An 18,724-nucleotide genomic window follows, 5' to 3' on the forward strand; every position below is an offset into this window, starting at 1 on the left:
GGTATCGAGCGAAACCCTTAGGAGCCAGCCCTAAAAAGCAGCATTGAATTGATTCAGGATGGTGCCCTGACCCTGGACTGAGCCTCCGATTCCACGGGCTCCTTTGCGTCCGGATCCCCATCCGTTGTCTTGTCAAAAAAGCTCAACCTGAGCTTGAGATCGGTCAACGGAGGTCCCTCAGGACCCCCTTCAGCCTTGGTCTCTAGCGGGACTGCCTTGAGCTCAAGATCACTGGGCTGAACTAGGAGTTCCAATGTCTCCATGGCACGCAAGAACTGCAGAACCCCTACATAAGGTCCACGCACCTGCAGCAGCACCGCCGTTTTCTCATATCCCTTCAAATCAGAAGGAGCATCATCTTCACCTCCAGCGTCCCCTTTTTTGTTTTCTTGTCGGGGAGAATCAGTCACAACAGGTGCATCTGGGACCGGTTCATAACGTTCAATCACCACACCAGTCTCAGCCGCCGTACGACTCAGCTGGGTGAGGAAGGTCTCGATCTCGCCGCGACCCGCCACCAAGTTCACCACCAGATCTTGCTGTTGTTGCGCCAACACAAGCTTTTGTTGCTCTTGCTTGACCCGAGCGGCAATCAAGAGAAGTGACTGCTGCTGCACTTTGAGCGCAGCGATCCGACGCGTCCGTTCCGATGATGCCAACCAATGGGGAAGTCCAAAAGTTGCAAACAGCCCGGCACCTACTAAGACACCCATCAGCAATGGGGCACCAACCAACACCCGTTGACGAGTGACATGCTTTTGCCATGGACTCCCACTACCAATCAGATTCGTCACAAGCTCACCCCACGTCGCTTGAGGAGTCGATATCGATAGGCCAAGCCGATAGCCTCCAAATCCTGAAGCTGAATCAGGGATAAGCGCACCTTCGGATTGAGCGCCCAATCCACGCTGAAGGTCACAGCAGGATCATCCCCGTCCTCCCTCGTGATCTTGGTCACCTCGACGCCCTGTTCTCGGGTGATGGGCAGTTGAGACAGGGAGAGCACAAGGGCATTGATGCGTTCCAAAGGACCTGGAGTCTTTCCAATCTGTACCCAGCCCAGCAATTTGATTTGCGCCTCACCAACCAACAGCTCCTGCAATTGAATGCCCTCAGGCGTAATGCGTCTGAGCTGCTCCAACAGAGGAGATCCACCGGGGAACGCCACCAGCTGTTGCGCGAATACATCGGTTTTCTTGTTCACCGCGGTGGTTTTAGTCTTCAGCCGCCGCAACTGTGCTTCTGCAGCCGTGACACGTTGTGCGACCGGCTCAAGCAACTTCAGCTGCTGCTGTTGCTGCTGTCCCCGCCAGTTCACAGCTGCGGTGATGGCTCCACTCACTAACAACACAGCCCCACCCAGCAACGCACCTCGACGCAACAAAAGGCGGGTGGGAACAAACGGGGCGGGCTGAGCAGGCAAACCCAACTCGATGCGCCGCTCCCGGAGCAAATCAACAGGGGCTCCTGCCTGTCCCCTCACGCTGCGATCTCCGCGGGAGGAGCCTTCAAGGCCAACTGAAGCAGTGACATCTCACCATCTGAAACAAGCGGGCCTTGGAGACCAGCACCATGACCTTCCGCCCAACGTCCCTTCCATCTTGGCCCTGCCGTAATCCACCAGCTGCGCCTTGCACCAGCCTGCCGTTGTTTCTGATCCCATGCCTCGAGCAGGAACAGCACCTCCTCTCTGATGGACGGAAGCTGCGTGGCTTGCAAGCCAACATCCAACTCCGGCAGGCCATCGCACAGCAACACAAAACGCCAAACCCCTTCCGACTCAATCAGCCAGGCCCACTCTCCTTTGAGGGGTGCGTTGAGAGCCTGCAGTGCTCGCCAAGCAGCAACCAACAGCCACTCCGCTTGGCAGAGATTGAGATCTGCTAATGCCACCGTATCGATCCAAGCCTGCAAGGTCAGGCGATCAACTCCCACCACCATCGCCATCTCCTTGTCTTTCAACGAGGTCAAAGCGAGGTAAGACTCCGTCCATTGCAGCGGCCACTTCATCTCAGGCGCAATCGCACGAAGCGAAATGGCATCTTCCAGACCAGGGGCACCTTCCAGCAATCGCCAATGACAACTCGGAAAAGGCAACAACAGTTCCAGATCCACAGTGACCGGCGCCACACCTTGTTCCACCAAAAGGTCGGCAACCATGTCAGCCAGCACTTGGCGTTGGAAGGGCACCCCCTTTGCACAGAGATCGGGGGGAAGATCGAGATGAATGATTTGCTGCTCACCCTGATCCCACCACGCCAAACTGAGAACACGATCAGAAGCAGCAAGAACCACACGCCGTGGCGCGAAGAAGCCGATGATCCGAACCAACAGGCCATCAAGGGCAGGGAAGCGATCGCGCAGATCAGCCAGCTCCAAGTTCTGCTCCTCGATGCGTCTGAAGGATGTGCAGGAAGCGTATCGACTACTTCCAGGGCGCGCCGCTTCCGATCGCCTCACTCAGATGGCGAAAGCCATGGAGATCGAGCTGGCTGATCAAACCCTCAAGGATGCGTGGAACCAAATCAGGACCTTCAAAAATCCAACCGGTGTAAAGCTGCACGAGGGATGCTCCAGCAGCGATGCGTTCCCAGGCCGCCTCGGCCGATGAGATCCCCCCCACACCAATCAACGGCAAAGCCGGACCGGCACTGGCACGCAGTCGCCGAATCACTTCTACAGCGCGATGACGCAGAGGGTCCCCGCTGAGGCCACCCGCCTCTTCTGCGAGGGTGCGGCCGGTCTGCACGATCAGCCGCTGGCCTAAGCCCAGTCGATCCAGACTGGTGTTCACAGCAATCACACCGGCCAAACCCTCCTCGTAGGCCAATCGAGCGATGCCATCAATGGCATCGTCCTCAAGATCCGGCGCAATCTTCACCAGCAGGGGCGGGCAAGCGGGCAGCCGACGCAAGCGCTCAACCAAACGACGCAATTGGGTTGAATCCTGCAGATCTCGCAAGCCAGGAGTGTTGGGAGAGCTCACATTGATCACGGCGTAGTCCGCCATGGGCGCCAGACATTCCAATGACGCGGCGTAGTCATCAGGGGCCTGGTCCAGAGGCGTGAGTTTCGACTTCCCGAAATTAATCCCAAGCACCGCTGGGCGATGACCTGGCGCCGGCAACGCCTGCCGCTCAAGGGTGCGTTGCATCGCCTCAGCACCGTTGTTGTTGAACCCCATACGGTTCAGAGCAGCCCGTTCCGCGGCTAAACGAAACAGGCGGGGCCTGGGGTTGCCTGGTTGACCATGCCAAGTGACGGTGCCCACTTCGGCAAATCCGAACCCAAAGCAATCCCAAACCCCAGCTGCAACTCCGTTTTTATCGAACCCCGCCGCCAAACCCACTGGATTGCTGAATCGACAGCCAAACAGAACTTGCTCGAGTCGCAGATCCCGACGCTGAAGCTCCGTGGTCACACCATCCAGCACGGAGGAGATCCCAGGCCAACGACGGCGCAAGCTCACCTGAGCGAGAGCCTGCAGCGCCGTTTGGCTGAGCTGTTCGGCGTCCACCCCATCATCCCGGGACAATTGCGGGCCCAACCAGCGCCGATAAAAACCGGCGGTGGATAACACCCCGGGGGATGACGCATCAGCCATCTGGGCTCCTAGGTCTGTTTCGATCCTGACGGATCGCGTCGCAACCGCCAACGATCACTCCCTACAGGCTCCACCAGCCAGTCACGCCATCGCCAAGAACCTTGACGTTCTGACAAACGATTGAGGGGCTGCTCCACCAACTGAGCCAACTCCACAGCCGTTAACGCATACCCTCCGGATGCCAGGCGATCCGCCAGTTCCATTCGTGTGAGGAGCTTCTGCAGAGACACCGGAGCTGGATCGACCGAGGCCTGATGTGGAGCAGCTTTCGCTGAACCAGACGATTTCGATGAACCAGAAGATGGAGATGGAGATGGAGGAGCTTGCTTCCGTCCTTTGGAATAGGCCACGGCAATTTGATCCACCCTGTCGTTGTCAGGGTCTCCGCTGTGGCCTTTCACATAGCGGAGTGGCACCTCAGCAAGCCGAGCCTGATCCAACGCCTGCCAGAGATCCTGATTGAGCACTGGCTTGCCTGCCGCAGTCCGCCAGCCCTTGCGCTTCCAACCGGCCATCCAACTGCCGAGTCCGTCGATCAGATATTTGCTGTCGGTGCGCAGCGTGAGATCGGGATGAAGCGGTAATTCAGCCAGGCGTTGCAACGTGGCAAGTGCAGCTTGTAACTCCATCCGGTTGTTGGTCGTGGCCGGATCCGCACCGCCAAATTCCTCCACACTCCCGTCTTCAAAACGAATCAACGCACCCCAGCCACCAGGCCCTGGGTTGCCACTGCAGGCACCATCCGTCGCTGCTGCCACGACGCGACCACGTCCATCAGGTCCATCAGCCATTGATTCCACCACCGGATGTTCGGTACAACAGGTCGTTGTTCTCCACTTTGGAGCCCCCGTTTATGCGGCGAACCTACCTCCGGCGGCTCCTTTTGACTGGAACAGCCCTGATCCTGGGGGCCAGCTCCGCTGCCTTGCCAGGGGGGACCCGATCGCTATTTGACAGCAAGCCCCTCAACCAAGAGCAGTTTGCGATCCTGGCCCGCGCCGTTGGTCGTGACAGCTGGAAACTGTTGGTGCTTGAGCAGATCAAAGCCCGTCCTCTTTGTTGGAAAGATCAAGCCGATGGATTGGTTGAACCATCGTTGAACAGCTTTGACTTCACGGGCATTTGCAGCCGCTATCTCGATAGCAATGGATATTCACTGCGCACGGCAGGAGAAGACACACAAAAATCGGTTCGCTTACGCCTTCGACAAGGACAACGGGGGCTGGAGCTTCACGCCCTGGACCCCAACCGCAGCACAGCAGTCGTCGTAGCCAGGGCCCGACAAGCCAGACGCAACAAAGATGCTTTCGTTAAACTCAAACTGGAACCAGGTTGGCAACTGGAGCGTCGGGCCTATCAGGGGCGAACCCTGAGCCACGTGTATTTCGCCAACAGTGAATCGCTCAATCAATTGCGAGCAAAGGCCTCAAATCGTCCAAGCCGTTCGGTTCGGATGGCGACAGTGGCCCAAGCGCCAAGGGCACCACGATCCCCATCCAGCTACGCCGGGAAGGGGCCCATCCCCCTTGAAGTGATTCCATTCCGCCCTTAAACAAAGCATCAGGGACAGTTGGATGAGCGACAACCTGCCATCACCCCAACCAAGCAAATCTGCTTAGGTTCCAATTGTGAGGAGTGCTGTTCGCCTCTTCAGGGTCGAAACAAGGAAAGACTCCTGAATGCGTTGTTCTTTAAAAACTCTGCCTTTGGCAGGTTTTTTTTATGGGCAAAAGCCGCAGGCTGGAGGCCATCAAAAAAGCCGGTTCAGAGAACCGGCTAGGGATGATTGGAGGGATAGAGCCCTGTTGCTTAGAAGCAAGGGCTCCAACAGATCACTTGATGGTGACCTTGCCACCCACCTCTTCGATGGCCTTTTTCAAGGCTTCAGCGTCATCCTTGGAGACACCTTCCTTGATGGCCTTTGGAGCAGCCTCGACCATGGCCTTGGCATCGCCCAGGCCGAGACCTGTGGCTTCGCGAACAGCCTTGAGCACTTTGATCTTGGCGGCAGCATCAAAGCTTTCCAGCACAACATCAAATTCGGTCTTCTCTTCAGCCGCTTCACCACCACCGGCAGCGCCAGGAGCAGCCATCACTACACCAGCAGATGCAGCAGCAGACACACCAAAAGCGTCCTCGATTTGCTTGACAAGCTCGGAAGCTTCAAGCAATGAGAGTGTCTTCAGTGATTCAAGAATTTCGTCGGTTTTTGCAGACATGATTGGGAATCAGCAACAGATCAGGAAAAAAAAGTGAGGTCGAAGACGTTCAGCTTTCGCCGCTATCGGCGTGCTGCTTGAGCGCTCTTGCAAGACCGGATGGAACCTCGTTGACACCCACAGCAACCTTGGTGGTAACTGCGTTGATGGCGCCTGCGATCTGGGCCATGAGCGCTTCCTTGGAAGGAAGTTCCCCAATAGCTTTGATCTCATCCTGAGACAGAAGCTTGCCTTCGAAAAGGCCGCCCTTGGTCTCGGATTTTTTCGTCTCTTTTTGGAAAGCTTGCAGAGCTTTACAAGCACCGCCGACATCACCCTTAACAAGGATGAAGGCGTTGGTGCCACTCAAAAGAGAGTCGAGGCTTGACCAGACACTGTCACCATCAATGGCACGACGCATCAAGGTGTTTTTAGTCACCTTGCAAACGCCGTTGCTGGCCTGCAGACGAGTCCGCAAATCAGACATTTCCTTGATGGAGAGGCCCTGATAATCCAGGACCAGTGCCATTTCGGCCTCGCCAAGAAGCTGTTTAAGCTCCTCGACGATCTGTTGCTTGCTCTCCAGAGTGCGGCCCATAGGGATTAGATCGGAGGAACAAGCTGGACACGCGGACGTTTCAGGGCTCCAGAGGGAGACGAGGCCGCGTGTCGATCCAATCCAATGGGAAAAAATCGTCGCATTTACCTCGGCAGGACTTATGAAACATGCTCAACGCTGTTGAGATGGAACAACCTGCTGTCTTAGGCCGGGCGCGTGCCCGTGGACTGGCTAGTGCCAGTCCATAAATTTACATCACTGTGTTCAAGCTTCCTGCTCGATATCCTGCAGCAAAGCAATATCAACTTCGACAGAAGGTCCCATCGTGGATGTGACATACAAACTTTTCCAGTAACGACCTTTCGCGCCACTGGGCTTGTTGCGATCAATGGTTTCCTGCAAGGTCTTGAGGTTTTCCAACAAGGCCTCAGCCGTGAAACTTGCTTTGCCAAAGCGGACGTGGACAATTCCGGTGCGATCAGCACGGAATTCAAGCTTGCCTGCCTTGAATTCCTGAATCGCTCCAGCCAAGTCGGTGGTTACCGTTCCGGCTTTGGGATTAGGCATCAAGCCCCGTGGACCAAGAACACGACCCAATTTGGCCACCTTCGGCATCATGTCCGGGGTCGCGATCAGAAGGTCGAAATTCATTTCGCCCTTGGAGATGGCCTCCACAAGGTCCTCATCACCGGAGAGTTCAGCGCCGGCGGCCTTGGCCTCAGCAACTTTTTCACCGCGGGTGATCACCGCGATGCGGACGGTTTGACCCGTTCCTTGTGGAAGAGCGACTGTTGTACGCAGCTGCTGGTCGGTGTATTTGGGATCGATCCCAAGGCGCACATGCGCCTCCATGGTTTCGTCAAATTTGGCGTTGGCGTTCTCCTTGACCAATTGAATGGCTTCAAGAGGTGAATAGGCACGGTCCTCGATTTTTGTAACGAGGCTGGCCAGGCGTTTGGAAAGTTTTGGCATGACAGGTGTGGGGTTCGAACGGCACTGAGGCCTCCCCCGAAATCAGTGAACGGAACAAACAACGAACACAAGGCGTTCAGTCGCTAACGGCAACACCCATGTTGCGGGCGGTGCCTTCAATGATGCGCATCGCCGATTCAACACTGGTGCAGTTGAGGTCGGGAAGTTTGGTCTTGGCGATCTCCTCAAGCTGGGAGCGATTGATGGAGCCAACACTGCCCTTAGCGGACTCACCGGAACCCTTTTGAATTCCAGCGGCCTTGGTAATCAGAACCGAGGCAGGAGGGGTTTTCGTGATGAAGGTGAAACTGCGGTCTTCGAAAACCGAAATTTCAACCGGAATCACGTATCCGGCCTTGTCCTGGGTACGAGCGTTGTACTCCTTGCAGAACGCCATGATATTGACCCCGTGCTGACCGAGGGCAGGACCCACCGGTGGTGCGGGGTTGGCTTTGCCGGCCTGAAGGGCCAGCTTGATCACAGCTACGACTTTCTTGGCCATCGGCAAGCGGAGTTAAACATCTGCGGATCACCGACCTCGGGGGGCGGTGCGGCGAAATGGCGAACCATTTCATAAGGCCGTCCTCCGCAGGAGACGGCCGCCGAATCAATCAGTTTTGTTTGCTGATTTGAGAGAACTCAAGCTCAACTGGGGTTTCTCGACCAAAGATCGACAACAAGGCTTTGAGCTTGCTGCGTTCCCCAGACACTTCGATGACCTCGCCTTGGAAGTCTTTGAAAGGGCCCGCGGTCACAAGGATTTGATCGCCCTCTGCGAGATCGACTTTGACGACGGTCTTCTTCTCGGCTGCGCGCTTGAAAATACGGTCCACCTCCTGACGACTAAGGGGGCGGGGCTTGATGTGACCACGGGCTTTACCCGTGGCACGACGATCTTCAGCACCCACAAAGTTGATGACATTTGGCGTGCTTCTCACCGCCATCATCGTGTCTTCATCCAGAACCATCCGGACGAGCACATAACCGGGGAACACCTTCTCCTCGGTGGATTGACGACTGCCATCCTTTTTGACTTTCACCGCCGGAGTCTCGGGAATTTCGATCTCAAGAATGCGATTGCTCACCCCAAGGGTGACGGCACGCTGCTCGAGAGTGGCCTTGACCTTTTTCTCACAACTGGAAGCCACCTGAACCGCATACCAACGGGCGACCGATGTGCGTGCAGGCATCGACTCAAGCGTGCCTTCCTCTCCCTCATTGGGTGCTGGCAGATCAAGCACCTCGGTGCTCTCCTGCTGGGTGGTATCGAGGTCAGACACGGATGCGGACAAAAAGTTGGGACAAAGGCGATCTGCTGTGAAAGCAACAGATCAAAGGAACACCTGAGAGGCGGCCCAAGCGTAGAAACGACTGAGGGCTGAAATGGCCGCGGCCGAGAGGCTCACCATCAAGATCACAGCCACTGATTCGCTGAATAGCTGCTGACGGCTGGGCCAAACCACCAGCTTGAGCTCTTCGAAGGTGGCAGCTAAAAAACCACCCCTTCGGCCTGTTTCAGCCGGTGTTTGCGGGGAGGCTGTTTCGGTGTCCTCGGAGGTAGGGCTGGTCACGAATCTTGCGATGCCGGAACTGACGCCGGTGCCTTGGGCACGTGACGGCAAACAAGCATCCTACTGGACGCTTATCAACTGTTCATTCCGCTTCGAATCGAAACGACTCGGTTGAAGTATCACCGGAATACACCCGAACCGCCTGAGCCCCGTTAAACCGCTCTTCCAGCAATTCGGTCGCCAGCGGATTTTCGATGCGACGACGCAACACCCGACGCAACGGTCTCGCGCCATATTCCGGCTCATACCCCAGGGTCGCCAATTCATGCGCCACCGCATCATCCACGCGCAGTTCAAGTCCTTGTTCCGAGAGCAAGTGGGCTAGATCGTCAAGCTGCAAGCGCACAATCCGCTCCAGATCTTCCACCCCAAGCGGACGGAAGCGAATGACCTCATCGATCCGATTCAAAAATTCTGGTCTGAAATGGTGGGCCAAGGCATCGTCCACAGCGGTCTGGAGCGCCTGAGCAACTCCGGCCTCATCCCCCGATTGCGCTTGTCGGGCCGAATCGAGAATCGCCCGACTGGCCAGATTGCTGGTCATCACCACCACGGTGTGGCGAAAGTCAACGGTCCGTCCCTGCGAGTCGGTGAGCCGTCCATCGTCCAGCACCTGGAGCAGCACGTTGAACACATCCGGATGGGCTTTCTCCACTTCATCCAGCAGCAACAGCGCATAGGGGCGACGCCGAACAGCCTCCGTGAGTTGGCCGCCCTCCTCGTAGCCCACATACCCCGGAGGAGCCCCAAGCAAACGCGCTACAGCGTTGCGCTCCATAAACTCACTCATGTCGAGGCGAACAAGAGCCTCCTCCTCGTCGAATAACAGAGCGCCAAGCGCTTTCGCGAGCTCCGTCTTGCCCACGCCTGTCGGTCCTAAAAACAAAAATGAGCCCACCGGACGGCGTGGGTCTTTCATGCCAGCACGGGCACGACGAATCGCCGCCGCTACGGCCTGCACTGCCTCCGGCTGACCAATCACCCGCTCGGCGAGGCGTTGTTCCAGTTCCAACAACTTTTGACGCTCACCAGCGAGAAGGCGCTGGATCGGAATCCCCGTCCAACGCGCCACCACATCAGCGATATCAGCCGCTTCCACCTGTTCTCGCAACAGCGCAGATCCCTCCTCCTGGGCCTGACTCAGCAACTGTTCAAGATCGGCGCGGCGTTGCTGGACGCGATGCAATTGGTCGTACTGAAGCCGGGCAGCCTCCTCCAAATTCCCGTCCCGTTCTGCTTCGGCAATGGCATGGCGAAGGTCTTCATCGTCCTGAAGCAACTGACGCAACTCCTCGAGCTGCTCGCGTTCGGCCTGCCAACGCTCCCGGAGCTGACCAAGTTGGTCAGACGCCTCAAGACGATTGCGCTGGAGCTGAACCCGTTCCCCTTCCGGCGCATGCTCCGCAGCGAGAACCGCCAACTCCACTCGGCGGAGATCAGCCTCGGCATCCTCCACCACCTGGGGCTTGGAGGTCACATCCATCTTCAGCTGAGCAGCGGCTTCATCGATCAAATCGATCGCCTTGTCCGGTAAACAGCGGTCACTGATGTAGCGATCCGCCAACTGTGCAGCCGCCATCACCGCCTCATCGGTGATGGTCACCCCGTGATGCAGCTCATAGCGCTCCTTCAATCCACGGAGGATCTCCACACTGAGGTCGATCGATGGTTCCTGAATCGGCACCTTCTGAAAGCGCCTGTTCAAGGCCGGATCCTTCTCCACGGTGCGGCGATAGTCCTCTGGAGTGGTGGCGGCGATACAACGCAACTCCCCGCGTGCGAGGGCTGGTTTCAACAAACTGGCCGCATCCGCACTGGATCGGTCACTGTTCACCACCGTGTGGAGCTCATCAATGAACAACACAACGGCCGCTTCCGGATCGCTCACCTCATCGAGCACAGCCCGAAGACGTTCCTCGAACTGACCGCGGAACTTGGCTCCAGCAATCAAAGCCCCACCATCCAGCGCCACGAGCCGCAAGCCCTGCAGTGATTCGGGCACCTCACCAGCCACAATCCGTTGGGCCAAGAGCTCTGCGATCGCGGTTTTACCCACGCCAGGCGCACCAATCAGCACAGGGTTGTTTTTGCCGCGTCGAGACAGCACCTTGATCAAGCTGCGAATCTCGCCATCCCTACCAATCACTGGATCGAGCCGTCCAGCAGCTGCAGCAGCGGTGAGGTCGCGGCCATAACTCTCCAGCGCGGTGGGTTCACTGATTAGCTCATCAGCCCCGTCCATCCCATCGCCCATTCGCTGAGGCAATGCAGCCGACGCCCCTTGCTGTATTTGAGCTGAAGGCTGTTGGACTGAAGGCTGTTGGACTGAAGGCATCTGCTCTGGAGAGATGGACGCAAGGGCAGGCGGTGATGCCGGAGGACGAGATCGTTGGGATCGCGGGGATCGTTGGGGAGGAGGCGCAGCAACGCTGGAAGGTGAGCGATCGGGAGCACGGGTCAGTTCTGCTTCAAGGCGATCGGCGGGCAGTCCAAATTGCGCAAAGAGCTCTGCACCCACACGAGGGTCGCGCCCCATCGCAATCAAGAGGTGGGAGACATCGATGAAACGGGAGCCCCAAAGCGAGCGCACCCGATCCGCCTCCTCCAGCAAGGATTCGAGATCCTCGCCAACGAACAGATCTTCGCCCCGCGCCATCGGCTGCTCAGCCAAAAAGCCCTCGAGTCGATCGAGCAGGCGATCCATCGGCAGAGGTAAAGCCCCAGCGACACGTCGATAACGCTCATCGCTGAAGAGCACTTGAAGAAGATGCTCAACATCGAGATCCTCATGACGCCAACGACGGGCCACATCCTGCCCAGACAGCAACAGCTCCCATGCGTCATCACTGAAGCGATCAGGCTCTGACGTCAGGCTGATCGGAGGCTCAAGGCTGGTGCGGGAGGTGGATGTCATTGGGTTGGGGCGCGATTAGGCCGCGTCTGATCGGGAGGACAGCTGAATGAGCTCCACCTTGTAACCATCTGGATCCTCCACAAACGCAATCACAGTGTTGCCATGTTTCATCGGACCTGGCTCACGGACAATCCGCCCACCTTTTTCTGCAATCGCAGTGCACGCGGTATCAATGTCATCGAGACCAAGGGCGATGTGGCCATAGCCATCCCCAAGGGAGTATTCCTGCGTATCCCAGTTATGGGTGAGCTCAAGAACGGTGTTGTCGCGCTCATCCCCGTATCCCACAAACGCAAGCGTGAAGCGACCGGAGGGATAGTCCTTCCGACGCAGAAGCTGCATCCCCAACACCTCGGTGTAGAAACGGATTGATTTCTCCAAATCGCCCACCCTGAGCATGGTGTGAAGCATGCGCATGCTGCTGAGTCCGCCTGTTATGCCTCCATGCTGCCAAAGCACAAAGAGACGCGGCAGGGGGCGTTCCATAAGATCTGTTCAGTCTTATCACCACCGCCCGTGCTCGATTCTCTCGATCTCGTCATCGACACCATCGTGGCCAGGGAGGTCTTGGATTCCCGTGGGAACCCCACTGTGGAAGCAGAGGTCTTGCTGGAAGGCGGTGCCAGTGGCCGCGCCATTGTCCCCAGCGGAGCCAGCACCGGCGCCCATGAAGCCCATGAGCTCAGGGACGGAGGCGACCGGTACATGGGGAAGGGCGTCACCAAGGCCGTCGATCACATCGAAGATCGGATTGCTCCAGCGCTCTGTGGCCTGTCGGCTCTGGATCAGGCCAGCGTGGACGCAGCCATGCTTGAACTCGACGGCAGCGACAACAAATCAGGCCTGGGTGCCAATGCGATCCTCGCGGTGAGCATGGCCACAGCTCGCGCCGCCGCCAATGGCCTCGGCCTGCCTCTGTATCGCTATCTGGGAGGCCCCATGGCAACGCTGCTGCCGGTGCCTTTGATGAATGTGATCAATGGAGGCGCCCACGCCGCCAACAACTTGGATTTCCAAGAGTTCATGCTCGTTCCGCACGGAGCACCCAATTTCAGGGAAGCCCTGCGAATGGGCACGGAGGTGTTCCACACCCTGAAGAATCTGCTCAGCGAACGAGGCATGAGCACCTCGGTGGGAGATGAGGGCGGCTTCGCTCCGGATCTGGGCAATGAGGAAGCCGGAGAAGTGCTGGTCCAGGCCATCGAAAAAGCTGGATACAAGCCAGGCGAGCAAATTTCGCTCGCATTGGATGTAGCGAGCACCGAGTTCTACAGCGGCGGACGCTATGCCTTTAGCGGCGGCAGTTATTCCAGCGCCGAGATGGTGGACCAGCTGGAGCAACTCGTGAATCGTTTCCCGATCATTTCGATCGAGGACGGCTTAGCAGAAGACGACTGGGACGGCTGGGCCCTGCTCACCGAACGCCTCGGCAAACGCGTTCAACTCGTTGGAGATGACCTGTTTGTCACCAACACCAAACGCCTGCAGCAGGGGATCGATGCCAATACCGCCAATTCAATCCTGATCAAAGTGAATCAAATTGGCTCGCTCACCGAAACGCTTCAAGCCATCGACCTGGCCGGTCGGTCTGGTTACACCAGCGTGATCAGCCACCGCAGCGGTGAAACAGAAGACACCACCATTGCTGATTTAGCCGTCGCCACGCGCGCCGGGCAGATCAAAACTGGCTCGCTAAGCCGCAGCGAGCGGGTCGCTAAATACAACCAACTACTGCGGATTGAGGACGAACTGGGCAATCAAGCGGTGTATGCCGGAGCAACAGGCCAAGGGCCACGGGGTCGCGAGTAAGGCTCCAGATCCCTCGTCCCCACTCTGGGGGGACACCAGCAAAGGAGCAAAGGGTCACTGCTCATGCAGCTGACCCGACGAACTCCACGCATCTCAACGGAAGGTCTGTCGCTAGATCAGGGATGCAAGGAGCTGGAGCTGCCACTCCAAGCACCAACGAAAGCAACATAAAGCAGTTTCAATTCTGCAGGGATTGAGAGCTTTATTCGAAGAAATAGCGCTCGACAATTGTCACTTAGCAATCGATCGGCTCGAACAATGAGTCAATCGTTCCATTAACCCAACGCAAGGCATTCATCCTTAAAAGAAACAGTGCCGATCAGGATCAACGTTCCGTTCCTGACAAATTCTCAATCCGTGCATCCCGGCGCAGTTTCATTTGCAGCTTTAACCAACCCATCCCAACCGGAAGGGCCGCGCCTAATGGGAGTAATGCCCAAAGGGGCCGAGAGCTGGCACCCATCAAAGCGGCCGCTACGGCAAGGCCGCCAAGCAACACCGATTGACCGATCGAATGCTGAGCCGCCACCATTCGTCGGAACTGACGGTCTGACTCACCCATGCGGATCTGGAGTTGCAGATCCCCTTGCTCAAGGCGCTCCAGGCTTTCATCCAACCGACGAGGCAGGCCAACAGCCCTTGAACTAATAGCACCGACCTGACGGCCAAATTCATTCAAAAGATCGTTGGAGCCAGATCCACTGGAAGTCATGAGCGGCAGCAGATAGGGCTTGGCAATCGCTACAAGGCTAAAGCCGGGATCAAGGCTTTTGCCGACCCCTTCAAAGGTGGAAAGGGCACGCATCACAAAGATCAGCTCCACTGGCAAGCGGAACGGCTGCCCATACACCAGTTCGTAAAGGTCGCCCGAGAGTTTGTCAATCACGGAGCTACTGAATGGCGGCGTGAGCGCCTCCTTCAGCATCAAACGCACCAAGCGCCGCACCGGCCCCACATCAACACCCGTGGCGATGACGCCAGCCGCTTGCATCTCATCCACAAGGGACGCAGCATCCCTTGCCGCAGCAGCTCTCACCATCCCCCCCAACCGCCTGCGTAGGCGTTCAGAAAGCTGCCCCATCATCCCGAAGTCGTAGTAGATCAGCGCTCCATCGGCCGCGACCGCCAAATTCCCGGGATGGGGATCGGCATGGAAAAACCCGTAGCGCACCAACTGCTGCAGATAGCTCGCCGAGCCGATTTCCGCCACCTGGGAGGGATCAATGCCAGCGTCTAAAAGGGCCGCACGATCGTTGATTTTGATCCCTGGTAAATAGTCGAGACACAGCACGCGCCTGGTACTGAGTTCCCAGACCACCCCAGGCACTCGGATGTTCGGATCATCGAGAAACTGCTGTCGAAACCGTGCGGCGTGCTGAGCTTCAAGACGGAAATCAAGCTCTCGGAGCAACACACGCCTGCACTCCTGCGCCATCGCCACCCAGTCGCGCCCACGTCCCCATTTGGGATGACGCTGCAGCACAGCAGCCACCTGCTGCATCACCTCGAGATCCAGCCGAAACACGCTCTCCAATCCAGGGCGCTGAATCTTCAGCACCACCTGGCGACCACTGCGAAGACTCGCCCGATGCACCTGGGCCAAAGACGCCGCCGCGATCGGCTGCTCATCTAAATCAATGATTTCTGCGCAGCGCGCACCAAGCTCGTCCTCAAGAACGGACTGGGCACGGTCAAAGGAAAAGGAGGGAACACGGTCCTGCAGTGCCGCTAATTGAGAGACCCAACCAGCTGGCAAGACATCAGGCCGAGCCGACAGCAATTGACCGAGCTTGATAAACGCCGATCCCAGGTGAAGCAGCTCCTGCGTCAGCCAGCGAGCACGCAACTGCTGGCGCGCTTCACGCCGCTCCGGTGTTGGACCTCCCGGATAGCTGAAGGCTCTGGCATCCCACCACAAAAACAACAGCAGGGTGAAAACAGCACGCCAAATACGTAGTCCGCGGAAGGCCCTTCGCAGCAGGGCCTTCAAGCGAGTGAACAGGATCACGGCCGCTCCTCCATGCGCATCCCGAGTTCAGCGACCCGGGCTCGCAATTGATCAATCTTGGTTTGCAAACTCTCCTCTTCCGCAGATGAAGCAGGCGAGGACTCCGCATCCACGCCACGTCCAGCCCCTTCGCGATCAAGCCTCTTGGCTTCAGCTTTCACTTCTTCCTGAAACAAATCCCATTCCTGGCGAACGCGATCGGGAGCATCTTGCACAATCACCGCCAATCCAGCCGCGGCATCGGCCATGCCATGACCCATCCGAGCGAGCACACGATGCATCGCAGCTCTAAGCAGAGCATCTCGGGAGGTCATGGCCATACATCTCGACACTGGAACTGTGGCAGATTCAGCCCCCGATCAGCGACATGCGATCAAGGAGCAGGAGTCGACTCCACTGGCGTCACGAAAAGCTCAGGCTCAACCGGTTCAACCGGTTCGGGTTCGACAACGACGGACTCCACCATTACTGAAGCTTCCAGCTCTGCTGCGGGGGTCGGCTGGGTCAACGTTGAGGGCTCTGTCGGAAACGCGTTTGGCGCATCCAAAGGGAGTTCTGGATCCAGCAACTCAGTAGGAGCGTCGGCCTCCAACAGAATCGTTTCATTCAGGGTTGGCATATCTTCAAGGGGACTGGGCGTATTCAGTACGGCTTGCTGACTGCGATCACGCTCCATCGCTGCCGCAGCAATGCGCTCGGCTTCCTCTTTCGCTTTGCGCTGCTCCAATTCCTTAGCGAGCTTGGCTTTTTTCAGCGCATTCGCCTGCTTGGATGCCTTCGCTTCGATTAATTCTTTGGCCGCGACATCAGCCTCAAGCGTCCCGGTCTCTCCATAGCGAAGCCGCAGCGCCTCGAGGCTTTCCCCTGGAAAGGCACGCGCCCTAAAAGACTGAGGCTCAGCCTGCTCCAAGCCAGATCGGATCAAAACAACGCGCTGTGTAATGCCATAACCAAGCGCGAAGCACGCCCCTGCAACCAGGGGACCAACCCAAAAGCGCGGACGAGCCGGACGCTTGGAGTTCGGCTTAGAGGCATTGGTCTCGGCGGGCATCAACAGGTCCTCCTCAGCGCAACCATCTTTGCAGCGATGTCCAGGCCTTAGGTGGTGTAGTCGGCATTGATGCGAACGTAACCTCATGGCTCCAGTCATACCAACGGTTCTGGGTGAATTGCAGAGCTGTTACCCAGGTGTTACCCTTGACTTACATCGAGCAAATCCCAGTCGTGACGACGTTGGTGTTACCCATCCGTTACCCAATTCGGCATTTTTAGAGATGCCTGACGGGAACATCCTCGACAAGAGAGGCATACCAACAGACAAAAATGCTTATGTATATCGCCGAGCAGACAAAGGCGGACGATGGTATCTCTATTTTTACGATAAAGAGTCGGGAAAGAGACATCGTTTTGCCTTAAAAACTCAAAGCGATGACATTCCTGAGCCAACACCAGCAGGATCAGAGAAGGCATGGATGCTAGGCGTCGAGAAGTTTATCGAATTAAAAGGAAAATCCGAAAGAGGAGAATCAGTTAGAGGGCTAAAATTTGGCGATATGGTTGACAAGTTCTTAGCAAAAGAGCACAAGAAAATAAGCAGAACGCCACATACAGGAATATCAGAAGCACGATTCCGGTTGCTTAAAACTCAATTGCGATGGATGAGTGAATTTGTTGGAGATACTCGAAAAGAGATACACAAGATAAGGCGGAACACGTTTCTCAACTATGAGGTATGGAGAAAAGAACGCGCTTTTCAATATGGCAAAGATACTCCACAAAACACAACCATCAACCAAGAAATATCAACACTGCGACGAGCATTCAACGAAGTTGCAGTGGCAGAAGGATTTATCAAAAGGGATTCAATACCAGAACTACCAAGTGTCAAACTTCCAAAAGACAAAAAGCACAGAAGAGATGATTTAACCGAGAACGAATGGTTAGAACTAGAAAGATGCTGTCGACTCTATTGGATTAAGGGAAAGACAAGAATCCTGAATGATGACTATGAGATGGAGAAAAACTCTCAAGGCAAATGGAAGACAGAGACAAACATACAAATAGGTAGCGAGAGAGGAAGGACTCAACTAATACACCGCGAGATGCTTTATCTTGCGATGAGAATATCAATGGATAGCGGGATTCGTCCAGGCTCACTAAGAAAAATACAGTGGCGGCATATATCAGAAAACACGACAATTCCAGTTGCTGAACGTAAGACTTGGGTATTAATTGACGTTCCCGCAGAAAACACAAAGACTGGGAGAAGTTATCGCTGCAGTGCACCAATAGCAAAGCACTTGGAAAGATTGAGAAAAATAAGCACATACACCAAGCCAAACGACTTTATCTTCCTCAACCAATCAAGAGGAACACAGATGAGCGAGCGTTTGTGGAAAGATTCCATCTCAGAAGCATTGGTAGAAGCACGTCTTGCAGACTGGAGTGAGGATGACAGTAACAACTGTCGAAAAGTTGACGTACACAGCGGCAAGAACATAACTTGGTACAGTTTCCGCCACACACATATCACTTTACGACTGAATGCGGGAACACCAGTTCCTGTGATTGCTGCCAACTGCGATACGAGTATGAAATACATCGAAGAGCATTACTTCCATTACCGCGCTGCAGAACAAACCGAGATACTTGGCAAAGGAAGAAAATCACTGGGCAAAGCAGAAGAACATTTGGATTGGGTTGACGAACTTCCAAATACCCACGTAGGAAAAGTAACAACTGTCGCTACTAACCGTCGTCGCTCTTCTGCAGAGCAGGTAAACAAATAACCACAACTTCTCTATACACTCTGTAAGACTCTCAAGCGGCGATTAAATGCGTGTTAGAGAATTCCACCTATCATACCTTTAACGCGCCTTGTAGAAGCGCAGAGGTGTCAGTTATTCACATTCACCACCCATATCTATGCCAAAAAAGCTAACCAAAGACCAAAAGTACAACCGAAAACTGAGGAAAGAGGGACAAAAGGACTTCAAGCGTGTACCTCGAGAAGGAAAGACTGCAAGTATGAGAGTTACTCGACGCCCACTGTGCGTTCGTGTCTCTACAGAAGTGGCAGAACGGTTAAA

At 56.1% G+C, this 18,724-nt stretch carries 19 protein-coding genes; 3 read left to right on the plus strand and 16 right to left on the minus strand.

Annotated features, from left to right (window positions below):
* Positions 1-53: 53 nt before the first annotated feature.
* The 5 genes from SynROS8604_RS14545 to SynROS8604_RS14565 are packed head-to-tail and all read right to left on the minus strand — an operon-like array spanning position 54 to position 4,395.
* On the minus strand, positions 54-794 hold the full coding sequence (locus tag SynROS8604_RS14545) for a hypothetical protein (protein WP_186544519.1): 741 nt from the start codon (positions 792-794) through the stop codon (positions 54-56).
* On the minus strand, positions 791-1,483 hold the full coding sequence (locus tag SynROS8604_RS14550) for a PilN domain-containing protein (RefSeq protein WP_186544520.1): 693 nt from the start codon (positions 1,481-1,483) through the stop codon (positions 791-793). The genes SynROS8604_RS14545 and SynROS8604_RS14550 overlap by 4 nt, the downstream gene beginning before the upstream one ends.
* Positions 1,480-2,379: a hypothetical protein gene (locus SynROS8604_RS14555; protein ID WP_255445094.1), complete on the minus strand. Its 900-nt coding sequence runs from the start codon at positions 2,377-2,379 to the stop codon at positions 1,480-1,482. Before SynROS8604_RS14555 ends, SynROS8604_RS14550 begins: the two co-directional genes overlap by 4 nt.
* 46 nt (positions 2,380-2,425) lie before the next feature.
* Positions 2,426-3,604, minus strand: a complete 1,179-nt coding sequence (locus SynROS8604_RS14560; protein WP_186546037.1) for a quinone-dependent dihydroorotate dehydrogenase — start codon at positions 3,602-3,604, stop codon at positions 2,426-2,428.
* An 8-nt stretch (positions 3,605-3,612) separates the two neighbouring features.
* Positions 3,613-4,395 carry a ribonuclease H gene (locus tag SynROS8604_RS14565; RefSeq protein ID WP_186546039.1) on the minus strand — a complete coding sequence of 261 codons (783 nt, stop codon included), beginning with the start codon at positions 4,393-4,395 and terminating at the stop codon, positions 3,613-3,615.
* Positions 4,396-4,457: 62 nt separating this feature from the next.
* Here SynROS8604_RS14565 and SynROS8604_RS14570 point away from each other — a divergent pair, with 62 nt between their 5' ends.
* On the plus strand, positions 4,458-5,156 hold the full coding sequence (locus SynROS8604_RS14570) for a DUF3747 domain-containing protein (protein ID WP_186544522.1): 699 nt from the start codon (positions 4,458-4,460) through the stop codon (positions 5,154-5,156).
* Between the two features lie 280 nt (positions 5,157-5,436).
* Here SynROS8604_RS14570 and rplL read toward each other — a convergent pair whose 3' ends face one another.
* The 8 genes from rplL to gloA all read right to left on the minus strand — a co-directional run bounded on the left by rplL (position 5,437) and on the right by gloA (position 12,235).
* A complete protein-coding gene (rplL, locus tag SynROS8604_RS14575) occupies positions 5,437-5,823 on the minus strand; it encodes a 50S ribosomal protein L7/L12 (RefSeq protein ID WP_186524078.1) in 387 nt (128 codons plus the stop codon).
* Positions 5,824-5,872: 49 nt separating this feature from the next.
* The gene (rplJ, locus tag SynROS8604_RS14580; protein WP_186544523.1) at positions 5,873-6,400 is read right to left on the minus strand and encodes a 50S ribosomal protein L10; all 528 of its coding nucleotides are present in this window, start codon (positions 6,398-6,400) and stop codon (positions 5,873-5,875) included.
* Between the two features lie 225 nt (positions 6,401-6,625).
* The gene (gene rplA / locus SynROS8604_RS14585) at positions 6,626-7,333 is read right to left on the minus strand and encodes a 50S ribosomal protein L1 (RefSeq protein ID WP_186544524.1); all 708 of its coding nucleotides are present in this window, start codon (positions 7,331-7,333) and stop codon (positions 6,626-6,628) included.
* Between the two features lie 76 nt (positions 7,334-7,409).
* Positions 7,410-7,835, minus strand: coding sequence for a 50S ribosomal protein L11 (gene rplK, locus SynROS8604_RS14590; RefSeq protein ID WP_048347448.1), 426 nt, complete (start codon positions 7,833-7,835; stop codon positions 7,410-7,412).
* 109 nt (positions 7,836-7,944) lie between these two features.
* A complete protein-coding gene (gene nusG / locus SynROS8604_RS14595) occupies positions 7,945-8,613 on the minus strand; it encodes a transcription termination/antitermination protein NusG (protein ID WP_115070923.1) in 669 nt (222 codons plus the stop codon).
* 51 nt (positions 8,614-8,664) lie between these two features.
* Entirely contained in the window at positions 8,665-8,904 is a 240-nt protein-coding gene (gene secE / locus SynROS8604_RS14600; RefSeq protein WP_115070922.1) for a preprotein translocase subunit SecE, read from the minus strand.
* A gap of 82 nt (positions 8,905-8,986) precedes the next feature.
* Positions 8,987-11,818: an ATP-dependent Clp protease ATP-binding subunit gene (locus tag SynROS8604_RS14605; protein WP_186544525.1), complete on the minus strand. Its 2,832-nt coding sequence runs from the start codon at positions 11,816-11,818 to the stop codon at positions 8,987-8,989.
* Positions 11,819-11,833: 15 nt separating this feature from the next.
* Positions 11,834-12,235: a lactoylglutathione lyase gene (gene gloA / locus SynROS8604_RS14610; RefSeq protein WP_186546041.1), complete on the minus strand. Its 402-nt coding sequence runs from the start codon at positions 12,233-12,235 to the stop codon at positions 11,834-11,836.
* Positions 12,236-12,334: 99 nt separating this feature from the next.
* On the opposite strand from gloA, the gene eno reads away from it, so the two are divergent.
* On the plus strand, positions 12,335-13,627 hold the full coding sequence (gene eno, locus SynROS8604_RS14615) for a phosphopyruvate hydratase (RefSeq protein WP_186544526.1): 1,293 nt from the start codon (positions 12,335-12,337) through the stop codon (positions 13,625-13,627).
* Between the two features lie 325 nt (positions 13,628-13,952).
* Here eno and SynROS8604_RS14620 read toward each other — a convergent pair whose 3' ends face one another.
* The 3 genes from SynROS8604_RS14620 to SynROS8604_RS14630 are packed head-to-tail and all read right to left on the minus strand — an operon-like array spanning position 13,953 to position 16,773.
* On the minus strand, positions 13,953-15,635 hold the full coding sequence (locus tag SynROS8604_RS14620) for an AarF/ABC1/UbiB kinase family protein (protein ID WP_186544527.1): 1,683 nt from the start codon (positions 15,633-15,635) through the stop codon (positions 13,953-13,955).
* The gene (locus SynROS8604_RS14625) at positions 15,632-15,949 is read right to left on the minus strand and encodes a hypothetical protein (RefSeq protein ID WP_186546043.1); all 318 of its coding nucleotides are present in this window, start codon (positions 15,947-15,949) and stop codon (positions 15,632-15,634) included. The genes SynROS8604_RS14620 and SynROS8604_RS14625 overlap by 4 nt, the downstream gene beginning before the upstream one ends.
* A 59-nt stretch (positions 15,950-16,008) precedes the next feature.
* Positions 16,009-16,773 (minus strand): hypothetical protein, encoded by a 765-nt coding sequence (locus SynROS8604_RS14630; protein WP_255445095.1) that lies wholly within the window; start codon positions 16,771-16,773, stop codon positions 16,009-16,011.
* Between SynROS8604_RS14630 and SynROS8604_RS14635 the strand changes: the two genes are divergently transcribed.
* Positions 16,772-18,424, plus strand: a complete 1,653-nt coding sequence (locus SynROS8604_RS14635; RefSeq protein WP_255445096.1) for a site-specific integrase — start codon at positions 16,772-16,774, stop codon at positions 18,422-18,424. The genes SynROS8604_RS14630 and SynROS8604_RS14635 overlap by 2 nt on opposite strands.
* Positions 18,425-18,724 lie beyond the last annotated feature (300 nt).

It is taken from the genome of Synechococcus sp. ROS8604 (assembly GCF_014279655.1).
In the GTDB taxonomy this organism is placed as follows: domain Bacteria; phylum Cyanobacteriota; class Cyanobacteriia; order PCC-6307; family Cyanobiaceae; genus Synechococcus_C.

Coding starts and splice junctions, on each gene's coding strand:
- SynROS8604_RS14565 (WP_186546039.1), bottom strand. CDS start 4,395: ATGGCTGATGGACCTGATGGACGTGGTCGCGTCGTGGCAGCAGCGACG.
- SynROS8604_RS14630 (WP_255445095.1), bottom strand. CDS start 16,773: ATGAGGTTACGTTCGCATCAATGCCGACTACACCACCTAAGGCCTGGA.
- rplA (WP_186544524.1), bottom strand. CDS start 7,333: ATGCCAAAACTTTCCAAACGCCTGGCCAGCCTCGTTACAAAAATCGAG.
- SynROS8604_RS14635 (WP_255445096.1), top strand. CDS start 16,772: ATGGCTCCAGTCATACCAACGGTTCTGGGTGAATTGCAGAGCTGTTAC.
- SynROS8604_RS14605 (WP_186544525.1), bottom strand. CDS start 11,818: ATGACATCCACCTCCCGCACCAGCCTTGAGCCTCCGATCAGCCTGACG.
- rplJ (WP_186544523.1), bottom strand. CDS start 6,400: ATGGGCCGCACTCTGGAGAGCAAGCAACAGATCGTCGAGGAGCTTAAA.
- SynROS8604_RS14625 (WP_186546043.1), bottom strand. CDS start 15,949: ATGACCTCCCGAGATGCTCTGCTTAGAGCTGCGATGCATCGTGTGCTC.
- rplK (WP_048347448.1), bottom strand. CDS start 7,835: ATGGCCAAGAAAGTCGTAGCTGTGATCAAGCTGGCCCTTCAGGCCGGC.
- rplL (WP_186524078.1), bottom strand. CDS start 5,823: ATGTCTGCAAAAACCGACGAAATTCTTGAATCACTGAAGACACTCTCA.
- SynROS8604_RS14570 (WP_186544522.1), top strand. CDS start 4,458: ATGCGGCGAACCTACCTCCGGCGGCTCCTTTTGACTGGAACAGCCCTG.
- SynROS8604_RS14560 (WP_186546037.1), bottom strand. CDS start 3,604: ATGGCTGATGCGTCATCCCCCGGGGTGTTATCCACCGCCGGTTTTTAT.
- gloA (WP_186546041.1), bottom strand. CDS start 12,235: ATGCGCATGCTTCACACCATGCTCAGGGTGGGCGATTTGGAGAAATCA.